Annotated in this window: 16 protein-coding genes; 11 read left to right on the forward strand and 5 right to left on the reverse strand. The window is 69.6% G+C overall.

Annotated features, from left to right (window positions below; translation table 11 throughout):
* From VF697_RS21860 to VF697_RS21880, 5 genes are all read left to right on the forward strand, one after another.
* A partial coding sequence (locus VF697_RS21860) for a hypothetical protein (RefSeq protein ID WP_331097990.1) occupies window positions 1–543 on the forward strand: 543 nt, incomplete at its 5' end.
* Window positions 544–555: 12 nt separating this feature from the next.
* Entirely contained in the window at window positions 556–1194 is a 639-nt protein-coding gene (locus VF697_RS21865) for a hypothetical protein (protein ID WP_331097992.1), read from the forward strand.
* Between the two features lie 223 nt (window positions 1195–1417).
* Window positions 1418–1795, forward strand: a complete 378-nt coding sequence (locus VF697_RS21870) for a response regulator (RefSeq protein ID WP_331097994.1) — start codon at window positions 1418–1420, stop codon at window positions 1793–1795.
* A 70-nt stretch (window positions 1796–1865) separates the two neighbouring features.
* The gene (locus VF697_RS21875; RefSeq protein ID WP_331097996.1) at window positions 1866–2852 is read left to right on the forward strand and encodes a hypothetical protein; all 987 of its coding nucleotides are present in this window, start codon (window positions 1866–1868) and stop codon (window positions 2850–2852) included.
* Window positions 2853–2875: 23 nt separating this feature from the next.
* Window positions 2876–3133, forward strand: coding sequence for an acyl-CoA-binding protein (locus VF697_RS21880; RefSeq protein WP_331097998.1), 258 nt, complete (start codon window positions 2876–2878; stop codon window positions 3131–3133).
* 32 nt (window positions 3134–3165) lie between these two features.
* Here the strand turns inward: VF697_RS21880 and VF697_RS21885 are convergent, their stop codons facing one another.
* On the reverse strand, window positions 3166–3456 hold the full coding sequence (locus VF697_RS21885) for a hypothetical protein (protein WP_331098000.1): 291 nt from the start codon (window positions 3454–3456) through the stop codon (window positions 3166–3168).
* A gap of 391 nt (window positions 3457–3847) precedes the next feature.
* Window positions 3848–5731, reverse strand: a complete 1884-nt coding sequence (locus VF697_RS21890) for a hypothetical protein (protein WP_331098002.1) — start codon at window positions 5729–5731, stop codon at window positions 3848–3850.
* A 241-nt stretch (window positions 5732–5972) separates the two neighbouring features.
* On the opposite strand from VF697_RS21890, the gene VF697_RS21895 reads away from it, so the two are divergent.
* From VF697_RS21895 to VF697_RS21910, 4 genes are all read left to right on the forward strand, one after another.
* Window positions 5973–6437, forward strand: coding sequence for a hypothetical protein (locus tag VF697_RS21895; RefSeq protein ID WP_331098004.1), 465 nt, complete (start codon window positions 5973–5975; stop codon window positions 6435–6437).
* A gap of 83 nt (window positions 6438–6520) precedes the next feature.
* Complete coding sequence (locus VF697_RS21900; RefSeq protein WP_331098006.1) at window positions 6521–7126, forward strand: hypothetical protein; 606 nt, start codon at window positions 6521–6523, stop codon at window positions 7124–7126.
* Between the two features lie 52 nt (window positions 7127–7178).
* On the forward strand, window positions 7179–8090 hold the full coding sequence (locus VF697_RS21905) for an ATP adenylyltransferase (protein WP_331098008.1): 912 nt from the start codon (window positions 7179–7181) through the stop codon (window positions 8088–8090).
* Window positions 8087–8527, forward strand: coding sequence for a hypothetical protein (locus tag VF697_RS21910; RefSeq protein ID WP_331098011.1), 441 nt, complete (start codon window positions 8087–8089; stop codon window positions 8525–8527). The genes VF697_RS21905 and VF697_RS21910 overlap by 4 nt, the downstream gene beginning before the upstream one ends.
* Window positions 8528–8539: 12 nt before the next feature.
* On the opposite strand, the gene VF697_RS21915 is transcribed toward VF697_RS21910, so the two are convergent.
* Together VF697_RS21915 and VF697_RS21920 are read right to left on the reverse strand one after the other, a co-directional pair.
* On the reverse strand, window positions 8540–9631 hold the full coding sequence (locus tag VF697_RS21915) for a hypothetical protein (RefSeq protein WP_331098021.1): 1092 nt from the start codon (window positions 9629–9631) through the stop codon (window positions 8540–8542).
* A 38-nt stretch (window positions 9632–9669) separates the two neighbouring features.
* Complete coding sequence (locus VF697_RS21920) at window positions 9670–10137, reverse strand: MAPEG family protein (RefSeq protein WP_331098013.1); 468 nt, start codon at window positions 10135–10137, stop codon at window positions 9670–9672.
* 182 nt (window positions 10138–10319) lie between these two features.
* Here VF697_RS21920 and rdgC point away from each other — a divergent pair, with 182 nt between their 5' ends.
* Together rdgC and VF697_RS21930 are read left to right on the forward strand one after the other, a co-directional pair.
* Window positions 10320–10976, forward strand: a complete 657-nt coding sequence (gene rdgC, locus VF697_RS21925) for a recombination-associated protein RdgC (RefSeq protein WP_331098015.1) — start codon at window positions 10320–10322, stop codon at window positions 10974–10976.
* On the forward strand, window positions 10963–11637 hold the full coding sequence (locus VF697_RS21930) for a hypothetical protein (RefSeq protein ID WP_331098017.1): 675 nt from the start codon (window positions 10963–10965) through the stop codon (window positions 11635–11637). Before rdgC ends, VF697_RS21930 begins: the two co-directional genes overlap by 14 nt.
* A gap of 50 nt (window positions 11638–11687) precedes the next feature.
* Here VF697_RS21930 and VF697_RS21935 read toward each other — a convergent pair.
* Window positions 11688–11872 (reverse strand): ATP-binding protein (locus VF697_RS21935; RefSeq protein ID WP_331098019.1); only part of this gene is annotated, 185 nt, incomplete at its 5' end.

Below are 11872 nucleotides of genomic sequence, written 5' to 3' on the forward strand. Positions count from 1 at the left end.
CTGCAAGGACTCGTGCTCGGCTCGGTGGGAGTCATCGCCGTCTGCACGAGCGCCTTCGCGGCCACGTCGAGCGCCGCGCGCGGTGGGGACGGCCAGGCCCTGTCGGCGGCACTCACCTCCGCGAACGTGCTGATGGCGCTCGCGGCCTCCCTCGGCCCCATCTACGCGGCGAGCATCCTGGTGGCGGCGCGCGTGCCGCTGGCCCGGCTCGTGGCGGCGCTGCTGGCCTCGGCGGCCACGGGCTCGCTCCTGCTCGCGGGGCTCGCTCCGCCGCTCTACCTGCTGTGGAGGCTGGACGGCGAGTGGGCGGGTCCGCTGCTGCTCACCGGGGCCTTCCTGCTCTCCGGGACGGCGGCCGGCGCGCGCATCCACCGGCTGCTGAGCCTCATGGCCGAGTCCGTCACCCGCGCCGCGCTGGACAACCCCACCGCCATGCTGTCCGCCGAGGACTCCTACCGCGTGGGCATCCTCGCGCGGGTCTCCTGGATGATGGTGGCGTTCACGTCGGGCCTCGGCTTCTGGGCCTTCAACGCGCTGGGCTGAGGAGGACGGACCATGACGGCGCTCATCATCCTGGCGGCATACGCGGCGTTCGGGCTGCTGGCGGCGGGGGTCGCCCTCACCCGTCGGCAGGGAGGCCCCTTCTGGGATCGACTCGGGCAGGCCCTGCTGTGCCTCACCCTCTGGCCCTTCCTCCTGCCCGTGCTCCTCTCTCCCGGGGACGCCTCCGTGCCCTCGGGGAGCACGCCCCGGAGCGCACGGGCACGGCGGCTCGAGGACGTGACGAGCCGGCTCGAGGAGTGCTGGAGACAGGCGGCGGTGGAGGGCTCGTGGGCGGCGGAGCAGGCGCGCGAGCACCGGCTCCTGGACGGGTTCGTCTCCCGCCTGAAGGCACAGGAGCGGCGCCTGATGGAGATGGAGTCGGTGCTGGCCAGCGCGCCCGCGAGCGTGAAGGAGCGGCTCATCCGGCTGTATGAACACTCGGCGACGGAGCTGGAGCACAGCATCGGCCTCGTCGAGGAGCTGGTCGCCCAGCTCACCCTCCTGCGCTTCTCCGACCTGGGCAACCCCTCCGCCGTGCGCGTGGAGCGCGGACACATCGAGGATCTGCTGCTGCGCATCGAAGCGCTCGCGGAGGCCTCCCAGCCGGGCTCGAGCGAGGAGCCACCGTCCCCCCAGGTGGCGCGCGCGTAGCCCCGAGGTCGCGGGCGAACCTTCGACTATCTCACCAAGGGACGGGGGAGCCGCCCCTCCAGGGCGGACCTGCTGGCAGGTGCAGGACAGGAGCCCGGACATTTCCCCCGCCCCTGTCCGGAGAGGGCTGGCCCACGGGGAGAGCCATGTCTACCTACAACACAGGATTTCCCTGTCCGTCCGAGGGTAGGCAAGCGCGCCACCAGCAGAAGAAGTCGCACCCATGACCACTCCCCTGGCCCCGAGTTCCATCCTCGTTGTCGACGACGACCCGGACATCCGCGACGCCCTGCACGACATCCTGGCCGACGCGGGTTACGACGTCTCCCTGGCGAACCACGGCAAGATGGCGCTGGACGTGCTGGAGAAGATCGACCGGCCCTGCCTCATCCTGTTGGACATGATGATGCCCGAGATGGATGGGGCACAGTTCCTCCAGGTGATCCGCCAGGATCCGAGCGCCCAGTCCATCCCGGTCGTCATCTGCACCGCGAGCGGGCGCAACACCCTGCCGGGAGCGCAGGGCCTTCTCAAGAAGCCCTTCGAGCTGGACGAGCTGCTGGCGACCGTCGCCGCGAACTGTCCGCAGCCCGCCGTCTGACGGCTCACCGCCGCGGGCTGGACGACATTTGGGGCGGTCGGGAGCCACGAGCCGCGCCATACTCGCGGCCATGAATGCCCAGGACCTCCTCGCCCGACTCCAGGACGCCACGCCCAACGGTCCGCTGGATCGCCTCGCCGCGCTCGTGGTGGAGCACGAGCTCTCCCAGCCCCTCGACACCCTCTTCCCGCCCGCCCTCGTGGCGCGCGCACTGAGGGCCGCCCTGGAGGGCTGGCTCGCCTCCGACACCGCCGACCGCGAATTCGCCTCCGCGCTCAACCACTTCCAGGGTCAGCTCACCCAGGACCGGCGCACCCTGCGCGAGGCCCTGCCACCGGAGCTCGCCAAGGGACTGGCGGAGCTGGCCTCCCGCCGCTACTCGCCAGATCGGACGCTGGTGCTGTCGGTGCTGGACCGGCCGCCCGTACGCTCCCTGGCGCGCGGGCTGCTGTTCAACGTGCTCATCGAGTTCAGCCGCAAGGTGAGCGCACCCGTGACGGAAAACCGCATCGCCAAGGGCTTCTCCGGCCTGGCGAAGCTCGCGGCCGATCAGGCCCGGAGCGCGGGCGGGGCGCTGGGCGGCATCGCCGGTGCGCTCTCCGAGGAGATCGAGCGCCAGGTGGAGAAGCGCGCCCGGGACTTCGCGGACTCGGCGCTGACGGGCGTCTTCCAGCAGCTCGCCGACGCGCTCACCGACCCGAGCCGGGCCTCGGAGCAGGCGGAGATGCGCGTGGCCCTCCTGGAGGGCGTGCTGGACCTGCCCCTGTCGAGGCTCGGGCGCGAGCTGTCGCGCTCGGACGTGCCGGGAGGGACGGCGGTGGCACGCAAGGCGCTCACCCAGTGGCTCGCCTCGAAGGACGCCACCGCGGAGTTGGAGGGCTGGCTCACGCGCGCGATGGCGCGGGACGCGAAGCGCCCGGTGCGCGAGGTGCTCGGGACGCTCGGCCTGCTCGAGGCCTTCCAGTCCATGGGCCGCGAGTCGCTGCGCGGACGCCTGGCCCCGGTGGTGGCCTCGGAGCCCTTCGCGCGCTGGCTGGAAGAGCTGATGAAGAGCTGATGCTGGAATAAAGGAGACACCGAATGGCACTCGAGGATGATTTCCGCTCCGCGCAGGAGCGCGTGAAGACGCTCACCACCCGCCCCTCCAACGACTCGCTGCTGGAGTTGTACTCGCTGTTCAAACAGGCCACCGAGGGAGACGTCCAGGGCAAGCGCCCGGGGATGCTCGACATCAAGGGGCGCGCCAAGTACGACGCCTGGGCTGGCCGCAAGGGCCTGGGGCGCGAGGCGGCCATGCAGCAGTACGTGGCGCTCGTGGACCGGTTGATGCGCGGCTGAGACCCGCTTCGCGGCTCGCGGCACCCAGCCCTTCACCCCTGGGTGCCCATCACCTTGGCGGCCCAGGCGCGCGTCTCGCCATCCACGTTCTTCATCAAGGAGTCGAAGCGCCCCGCGCGCATCAACTCCACCAGCCGCTCGTCCCGGGCGAGGATGTCGGTCGCGTGCCAGGGAAAGAGGAGGTCCGTCTTGCCCGATTCCTGGTAGCGCGGGTCCGCGACCAGTGCTTCCAGGTACCGGGAGTAGCTGTCGAAGAACCGATCCACGTTCGAGGCAACGGGCATGACGTAGGGGTCGAATTCGTAGGTATCCACACGCACCACGGGCTGCCTCCCCCCTCCATCCGCGAGACCGGGTACGGTGGCATAGGTATAGGCCATTCCCATATCACCCCCAAAGACAATCACGGGTTGCCCCAGCGCCTTCCACCATTTCTCCCTCCAACGTTTGTTGGTTGCTTCAAGAGCATGCTCTTCATCATTGGATTGAGAAAGCACCCATCCCATCACCTTCGTAGCAACTGCCGCGTGTCCCAGGCGGGCATAGACACTCGCCAGTACCGGGTCGAAGGGAACATCCTCCCATGAAATCCCAACCCTTGACGGCTCACGAGCAGGTGGCGAGGTTCTCAGACCCAGATTCAACCGCTGGCATACCTCCAACAGCCGCGCCAAGCCGGGCAATGCCATGGGCTCCTCCATCGTACCTCCCCATCTAGTCGAGGCCAGGGAATCGGCTCCGTAACTCACGGAGTGCGGCTTCCCCGGCTTGTTCCGCGGTCTTCAACAACCCTGGTGGATCCTCAACGCGGTGGTACCAGGGCTCGAAGTGCTTATCAATGACTTGAGCTGCACGCCGCACTTCGTCTGCGGTTGGGTTGGGCCGGGCCTTTCGAAACCTCCCCCAGAGGACGTTGATTTCCTCGTGGATGTACTTCTGCGCCATCGCCAGATTCCCTCCGGCGTTGATGTTTTCATCTGGGAAGAGGTGCGCATATTGGAGTGGACGCCGATGATGAATGGGAAGCTCCCCACCCCGCTTCTCCAGGATCGCCGCGAACTGCGGATGAAGCTCCGCGTAATACGTGCGAGCATCCGCTCGAAGGGAGTTCTTCAACCCAACACCTAGCGGTTGCTGAATGGCCTCTTCGAGGCGAACGAAGAGGCCTCGCAGCGTCTTGCTCTCGCCCCGGCTCAGAGCCTGCTCACCTTCCAGCGCCAGCTTCCGCCAGAGCTGCTCGAAAGCCGCCTGCTCCTCCTTGGACAAGCGCTTGAGCGCAGTGCTCAACCACCCGGCCACCACCTCGGGCTCGCGCCCCAGCGCTCGCGTCACCCACTCCAGCCCCTCCGTAGCGAAGAGGCCCAGGCCCTTCGCGATGATGCCTCCCACCACCCAAAGGGCCATTTCCTCCACGCCCCGCTGCGCCAACCAGGCCGAGCCCTCCACCACTCCCTCGTGCCAGCGCAGGAGGATGGCTTCGTGCATGGACCGATACCAACTCAGCTCGGGCGCGAGCGGCTGCGACGGACGCCCCACCCGGGCGGATTCCACTCGGCCCCGAGCCTCCGCCTCTCCCAGCCGGTGCTCGGCTCGCAGCACCACGTGCACTGTGCGCGCGCCCAGCCCCTCGGTGAAGGGCAGTAGCGCCTGGACGAGTTGCCCCGCCACCTCGGACGAGAGTGGCAGGGCGCTGCCTCCGGGCCCCTCTCGCGTGCGCCGCACCTCCAGCAACTCCCAGCCGACGAGCCGGCCATCCTCCAACCGCACCGCGAACTCCACCCGCGTCGCGCCGCCGGTGGGCACCTCAACGGCACGCAATCGCTCCCTGGCCGTTTCGTGGAACGCGAGGAAGGTGTCGGCCGACGCGCCCCGGGTGCGCAGCGGAAGCGTCCTGGCCTCTGAGGGGCGGGCCTCGTGGTGCGTGGCGTCGTAGTCCACCGCCCAGCGTGCCTCCTCACGCCGCAGCCGCAGCACCACCTCACCCGTCCGCCGGCCCACGTACTCCGTGAAGACGTGGCGCAATACGCGCGCCAGCCCCTCCGCTTCCACCGGACGCCCCGGGCTCCCGCCGTCCCTTTCCTCGTAGCCCACCAGCGTCAGCGCGCCCTGCTCCACCCAGAAGGTGAAGGCCAGCACCGCCCCCACCTCCTCCACTCCCCTGCACAGGCCCACCACCCGCGCCAGCGCCCTGTCCGCCTCGGCCTCACGCGCCGCCTCCGCGTCCCGCCCCTCCCGCTGTGCCGCCAGCACCAGCGCCGTCGCCCTCGCCTCCTCCACCCGCCGCGTCCGCTCCCAAGCGTCCTCGTGACGGGCTCCGCCTTCTGGCCCCAGCGCCCACGTATGCACCGGGGCTTCCGCCGCGACGGAACGCGCTCCCGTCCCGCCTCCGCTGCCGGAATCAGGGGGTTCCTCCCGCGGCGCCGCTGCCTGAAGGCCAGCGGGTGTCAGCCGCCGGTAGGCCATGCCTCCGAGCATGCCGCGCCCCAACGGTGCTCCCGTGACGCAGCCCACCTGGAGCAGCAACACCAGCCCCACCGTACTCAACCCGGGCCGCTGCCGCGCACGGGCCTGGCCCGGGCCAACACCATGGGCGGACATGCCGCACCTCTCCGCGAGCCCTGGCTCGAGTTCGCCGCCCGGGCCCCTCGCGCACGGTCGAAGTCAGGCGGGCGGGTGGACTCCACTTCCAGACGTCCAGAAGCATCACACACGCACCCACCTCACTTCCAGACGTCCAGAAGTGCGGGGGGTCCGGAGCGGTCCGCATGGGTGGAGAGTCGCGCGGGAGCGACCGCCTGGGACATGCTGCCGGCCTTCTCAGCACCGAGAGGACACACGCATGGGACTGTTCGACAAGCTGAAGGACGTGGCCAACCTGGTGACGGGCGGCGCGGCCCGCGTCTCCCTGGAGTACTCGCCGAGCGTGGCGAGCCCCGGCGAAACCCTCACCGTGCGCGTCACCGCCACCTCCACCGGCGCGCAGGTGAAGTCGGGCGGCGTCTTCGTGGACCTGCGCGCCGTCGAGACAGTGCGCCTGCCCCGGGGCATGGCGACAGGTGTGGACCAGCCCATCCACACCTCGCACACCGGCTTCGAGCAGCAGTTCCCCATCGCGCCCGCCTTCACCCTCGCCCCCAACGAGACGAAGGTCTTCGAGGGCCAGGTGCGCCTGCCCTCCAACGCCCAGCCCTCCTTCGCGGGGCACTACACCCAGCACGAGTGGTCCATCCGGGGCCGGGTCGAGGCAACGGGCAACGACCCCGACTCGGGCTTCCTGGCGCTCCGGGTGGGCACCAGCGGCTAGCCGCCTCGTCGAGCAGGCAGGGCAGCGGCGAGGAAGCAGGCGTGTCCATGCCAGGGGTGCGACCCCATGCCTATCGTCCAGGAATGAGGTCTCCGTTCGCTCAACGCCTGGGTTGCTCGCTCGGTGTCCTTCTGCTCTGCCTCGGGACGGCGGCGGGCGCGCGCGGTCCCGAGGCCCCGCCAGCCCCGGAGCAGGAGCCGGAGGAGGCCGCGGAGCGCGGGGAGGGCCAGTTCCTCCGGGTGCAGACCGCGAAGCAGGACGTCTCGGTGCGCATCTCCTCGGAGTCCGCCGTGGGTCCGGGCGTGCAGCTCGTCCGCGACGAAGGCGCCGTGCGGGGACGGGCCGCCGGCCAGTCCGTCTACCTGCGCATCGCGAAGGGCAAGGGCGAGCTGGACGGGCTCGTGGGCTCCGAGCCGGCGTGGATCTCCTCCGCGTCCAAGAAAGGCTCGAGCCTTCGGCTGGAGGGCACCTTCGGCGGCGGCACCCTGGCGCTCGACGTCAGCGCGAAGGAGCTCACCGGCACGGTGGGCCCGTGTACCTATGACCTGGACTTCAAGGACGAGGCCTACCAGGGCGTCCGCGTCTGTGATGGAGAGCGGCAGCACGTGTGGGTCTTCCTGACGCCCGGCATCCCGGAGCAGCTCTCCCCGATGCTGGCTACGGCGCTCGTCGTCCTCCTGGGCTCCTAGTCCCGGAGATACAGCCTCCATCCCCCGGGCCAAGGCGGTAATCTCCGCCGCGATGAACACCCCCACCGCCCCCCAGCGGCTCCTGCTGCGCCCGGAGGACCTGTGGTCCCAGACGCTGCGCACCACCCAGCACGGCCTGACCACCGGAGCCCTGCAGCCCATCGCCACTGAATGCCGGGTGCTCGAGCAGCACGGGCTGCCCTTCCAGGTGCGCGTGCTCGGGCGGGTGCACCTCAAGGAGCGCAGGCGCGAGCAGCCCCGCGCAGTGCCCTTCAATCCCTTCGAGAATCCGGACCCGGACCTCGTGGTGGGGGACGTCTCGCCCACGCATGTGTGCCTGCTCAACAAGTTCAACGTCGTCGAGCACCACCTCCTCATCGTGACGCGCGCTTTCGAGGAGCAGGAGTCCCCGCTCACGGCCGCCGACTTCGAGGCGCTCGCGCTCTGTATGGAGGGCCTGGACGGGCTGGCCTTCTACAACTCAGGCGAGACGTCCGGCGCCAGCCAGCGGCACAAGCACCTGCAACTCACGCCCCCGCTCGGCCCCGAGGGCCTGCGCGCTCCCATGGAGACACTGCTGTCACCGCGCCCCGCGCGAGGCCACGTCACCACCGTAGCGGCCCTGACGTTCGCCCACGCGGTGACCGGGCTCGGGCCATGGACAGGCGCGTTCCGTGAGGACGGGGCACGGCTGCTGGAGGCCTACCAGTCCCTGAGGGCCGCGGTGGGGATGGAGCGTGAGCTCGCCCCCTACAACCTGCTCGCCACGCGGGACTGGATGCTGTGGGTGCCCCGAGCCCACGCCGAGGTCGAGGGCATCAACGTCAACGCCCTGGGCTTCGCCGGCTCGCTGCTCGTCAAGACGGAGGAGCAGTTCCAGCGGCTCCAACAGCTGGGACCCCTCGAGTTGCTGCGACAGGTCGCGCCACCTGCCACGGCCACACCCACGAGGACCCGGGGATGACGGCCCCGAGGGTGTCACTCGTCATCCTGGGCACGACGGTGTTGCTCATCTCCGGCCTGGGCTGGGCAACGCTCGAAAGGGAGGCGCTCCTCCCCGTCTTCCCGCCCTACCTCTATTTCGTGAGACATCCCATCCATGGGCTCGTGCCCGCCCAGGGAGGCATCGCGACGTTCTGGCCGGACATGGGCGTGACGGTCCGCGGGTATGTGAATGGGGTGGATTGGACCGTGCGCAGCGAGTGGGACGTCGACAACGACGGGGTGTTCGACTGCCGCGAGGACGATTGCCACCACAAGAGCACAGGGCGCTGGGCCGCATGCGTCTCCCGGCGTGTGGATGGGCGATGGGTTGCCCAACCTGAGGAGATCATGGACTGCGGCATCCGGGGGCAACGGGGCCCGGTCACGAAGGAAGGGAGCGAGACGGCTCCCCCCTGAGCCGCTGCCGCTTCAGGCCTCCATCAGGATGCGGTGCCGGTAGAGCTCCAGCAGGATGTCCTCGTGCAGGTCCGCCTGCTTCTCCTCGCGCAGGCGCTTGCGCACCGCCTCGACCGGCTCGCGGCCCGTGAACTCCACGATGAGCGCGTAGGCCAGCCCGGGCAGCGCCACGGCGTCGTACTCGCTGTAGGCCCCCAGCGCGACATTGCCATCCGGCAGCCACTTCACGGTGGCCTCGGGGTTGAGCTTGAGCACCTGGGGCAGCGCGGGCGTGACCGCGTCCCGGTGGAGCTTCTCCAGCACCTTCAGCTCGATGACACCATCCAGCCCGAGGATCTTCTCGACCGCCTCCGGCGACAGCGCGCGGATGATGTCGTAGCTGGCCCGGTAGAACTCGTGCTCACGGCCCGCCCACTGACGCCACAGCGCGGCGTACTCCTTGTCGGGCAGGGGCTTGTCGTCGAGGTCCTCGACGGTCGGCGTCTCCGACAGGTCCGGCTTGTCCTTCCCGGCCAGGATGTACTCGGGCAGGAGCTGGAGCACGGCGTAGCGCGAGAGCTGGATCTCCGAGAGCGCCAGGTACGTCTTGAGCGTCATCCAGAACTTCCGCCCGTCGGCCCCCGCCACGTACTTGCAGAAGAAGGTGGAGCACACGGCCTCGCGGTAGGGCCAGATGGTGCAGCCGCCCTGCTCCAGCTCGTAGTACGGGCAGCGCATGGAGGCCGCCTTACCGAAGAACTGGCGCGAGTTGCGGTAGAGCAGGTTGTAGCGGGCCGACGGCCGGACCCACTGGGGTGACACGCCCATGCGGCTGGAGATCTTCTCCCCCACGCGCCGCTGCCCCTCGCCCAGCTCCGCGCGCTCATCGGCCAGCAGCGCGCCCACCAGGTAGTTGGGCAGCTTGGGATAGTAGGTGCAGCACTTGGTGTCCGGCCGGAAGAAGCGGCTCACGCCATCCACGGACTCGACGGCTCCCTGCGCCGAGGACTGGCACATCGCGCACGAGGAGCACGTGGCCTTCGTCTCGACGGGAATCTCCTTGCGGAAGAAGTCGGGGAAGAGCTCCCGGTAGAGGACGGGCAGGCTGTCGAGGATGAGAGGCATGGACACGGGCAGCTCCGTTCGTGGGCGGGACGAGAGGCTCAGGAGAAGAGCCGGATGAGGATCATCACGATCAGCGACAGGGCGGAGAGCTGGCCCACCCCGAAGCTCACCGAGCGCCACGGCTGCAGGGCCTTCAGGTAGGCGACGCTGTGCGCCACGCGGGCGGCGGTGAAGGCGATGAGGCAGATCTGCAGGCCGAGCACCGGCGCGCCGGCCAGCACGGCGATGAGGCCGATGATGAGGAAGGCGGGGATGTTCTCCAGGTCGTTGCGGTGGGCGCGCTGCACCCGCTCCACCTCGGGGTGCTCGGTGGCCGTCACCTGCCTGCCGAAACGAGCCCCGTCCTCGACGTTCACCGCCACCTTGAGACGGCCGCGCGTGATGGCCGTGTAGATGGCGACGGCGTACATCTTGATGACGAGGACGATGGCGCACAGGGCGTAGAGCCGGAAGCCCGGCATCGACAGCATCAGACTGGAGGAGAAGTTCGGAAGCAGGTCGTTCATGACGGGGTGGCTCGTGGAGAGCCCTGGACCCGCCATGTACCAGCAGCGCGGAGGTTTTGACAGCCGACCCAGGCTGACGTCAGCCCGCGACGTAGAGGCTGGCCATCACGACCTCGAGCACGGCAAGCCGCACCTGGAGTGCCTTGACGTCGCGGCCCGGCTTGCCCATCTTGCCGGGCCCCATGCCAGTCCTCAGTGGTTCAGTGACCTTCTCGCGCTTCCGGTCCGAGCCGACCGGAAACGCTCCTTCGGATGTGAAACGCTGGCTCGCCAAGGGCCTGAAGTCCGGGGCCTTCGAGCCCATCGACCTCAAGAAGACCGAGGACGAGCGGGCGGCGGGCTTCGTGGAGCTGGAGCACAATGACTCCACGGACTTCTCCACCGGCAGCGTCCTCTATGGCGAGTACGCGCTGTTCGGCTTCCGCATCGACACCGTGAAGGTGCCCGCGCCGGTGCTCAAGGCCGAGCTGACCAAGTGGGCCACCGCCTTCGAGAAGGAGAACGGCCGCGCGCCCACCCGGAGCGAGAAGTCCGAGAACCGCGCCTCCATCCGCCACATGCTGCGCCAGCGCTCCGTGCCCCACACCAAGGTGCACGACGTGAGCTGGAACTTGAAGACGAACCAGGTGCAGCTCTGGGCCTCGTCGCGCAAGGTGGTGGACGAGGTGCTGCTGGCCCTGGAGACGGCCTTCGAGGTGAAGCTCCAGCCGCTGGTGCCCGCGTCCCTGGCGGCGCGCGCCGGCATCAAGGACGACGACCTCGTCCCCACGCCGGAGCTGATCGGCGTCGAGATTTCCAACAGTGAGATTCCCAGCGAGGTGGCCCATGGGGAGGCGTGAGCAGGCGAGGATCGAAGCGGCTTTCATGCGGGGCGACACGGGTGTGGACGGTGCCGCCACCGAGGAGGAGACGCGAGACGAGGCCGAAGTCGAACGCGACAAAGCCCGAGAGCAACTGCTGCGCGGCCGGGCCTACCTGGGCCGCGAGTTCCTCACGTGGCTGCTGTGGCGCTCGGAGTCCGGCGACGCGCTGGCGGACTTCGAGGGCACGGGCCTCGTCGTCCTCTACACCGGCCGCTGCACCCTGCGCGGCATCAACGGCGACGTCACCGAGCTGTCCGCCAGCGGCGCGCTCGCGCCCTACTCGGAGAACGTGAAGCACTCGCTGGATCGCGGCCTGCTCATCCACCAGGCCCGCCTCCGCATCACCCACGGCGAGAAGGCGTACGAGGTCACCCTGGACGCCGAGTTCCTCGACATCCGCTCGGCCAAGCTGCCGGAGCTGATGACCGAGGAGGAGGATGACCGGCTCCAGGAGCGGCTCTACCTCACCGAGCAGCTCTCCGGCATGGTGGACGCGCTGGTGCAGGCCTTCCTCGAGGTGCGCGCGAGCCGCAACTGGAGCAAGAAGGTCGTCCCCGCGCTGAAGAGCTGGATGAAGGGCGAGGACGAGGCCCCTCGCGCCAACAAGATTCAGCTCGCGCGCGCCGCCCGCGGCTGAGCCAGCACCCGGGCCCGGCCTCCGGGCCCGGCTCCGGGCCCGTCCCTGCCTCAGCGCGGGACGGGCCCCACGCGATAGCCGGGCACCGAGAGCACGAACCGGGCGCCCTTGCCCGGTGCCGAGTGGACCTCCAGCGTGCCGCCGTGGGCCAGGGCGATCTGCCGCGCGAGGAACAACCCGAGCCCCAACCCCGACGAGCCAGGGCCCCGCGCGAAGCGCTCGAACAGCCGGGGCA

This window comes from Archangium sp. (assembly GCF_036388035.1).
Lineage (GTDB): Bacteria > Myxococcota > Myxococcia > Myxococcales > Myxococcaceae > Archangium.

What these genes read in the sequence shown, in the direction of transcription:
- VF697_RS21870 (WP_331097994.1), top strand. Translation starts at nt 1,418, where the DNA reads ATGACCACTCCCCTGGCCCCGAGTTCCATCCTCGTTGTCGACGACGAC.
- VF697_RS21910 (WP_331098011.1), top strand. Translation starts at nt 8,087, where the DNA reads ATGACGGCCCCGAGGGTGTCACTCGTCATCCTGGGCACGACGGTGTTG.
- VF697_RS21905 (WP_331098008.1), top strand. Translation starts at nt 7,179, where the DNA reads ATGAACACCCCCACCGCCCCCCAGCGGCTCCTGCTGCGCCCGGAGGAC.
- rdgC (WP_331098015.1), top strand. Translation starts at nt 10,320, where the DNA reads ATGCCAGTCCTCAGTGGTTCAGTGACCTTCTCGCGCTTCCGGTCCGAG.
- VF697_RS21865 (WP_331097992.1), top strand. Translation starts at nt 556, where the DNA reads ATGACGGCGCTCATCATCCTGGCGGCATACGCGGCGTTCGGGCTGCTG.
- VF697_RS21900 (WP_331098006.1), top strand. Translation starts at nt 6,521, where the DNA reads ATGAGGTCTCCGTTCGCTCAACGCCTGGGTTGCTCGCTCGGTGTCCTT.
- VF697_RS21895 (WP_331098004.1), top strand. Translation starts at nt 5,973, where the DNA reads ATGGGACTGTTCGACAAGCTGAAGGACGTGGCCAACCTGGTGACGGGC.
- VF697_RS21880 (WP_331097998.1), top strand. Translation starts at nt 2,876, where the DNA reads ATGGCACTCGAGGATGATTTCCGCTCCGCGCAGGAGCGCGTGAAGACG.
- VF697_RS21930 (WP_331098017.1), top strand. Translation starts at nt 10,963, where the DNA reads ATGGGGAGGCGTGAGCAGGCGAGGATCGAAGCGGCTTTCATGCGGGGC.
- VF697_RS21920 (WP_331098013.1), bottom strand. Translation starts at nt 10,137, where the DNA reads ATGAACGACCTGCTTCCGAACTTCTCCTCCAGTCTGATGCTGTCGATG.
- VF697_RS21890 (WP_331098002.1), bottom strand. Translation starts at nt 5,731, where the DNA reads ATGTCCGCCCATGGTGTTGGCCCGGGCCAGGCCCGTGCGCGGCAGCGG.
- VF697_RS21915 (WP_331098021.1), bottom strand. Translation starts at nt 9,631, where the DNA reads ATGCCTCTCATCCTCGACAGCCTGCCCGTCCTCTACCGGGAGCTCTTC.
- VF697_RS21875 (WP_331097996.1), top strand. Translation starts at nt 1,866, where the DNA reads ATGAATGCCCAGGACCTCCTCGCCCGACTCCAGGACGCCACGCCCAAC.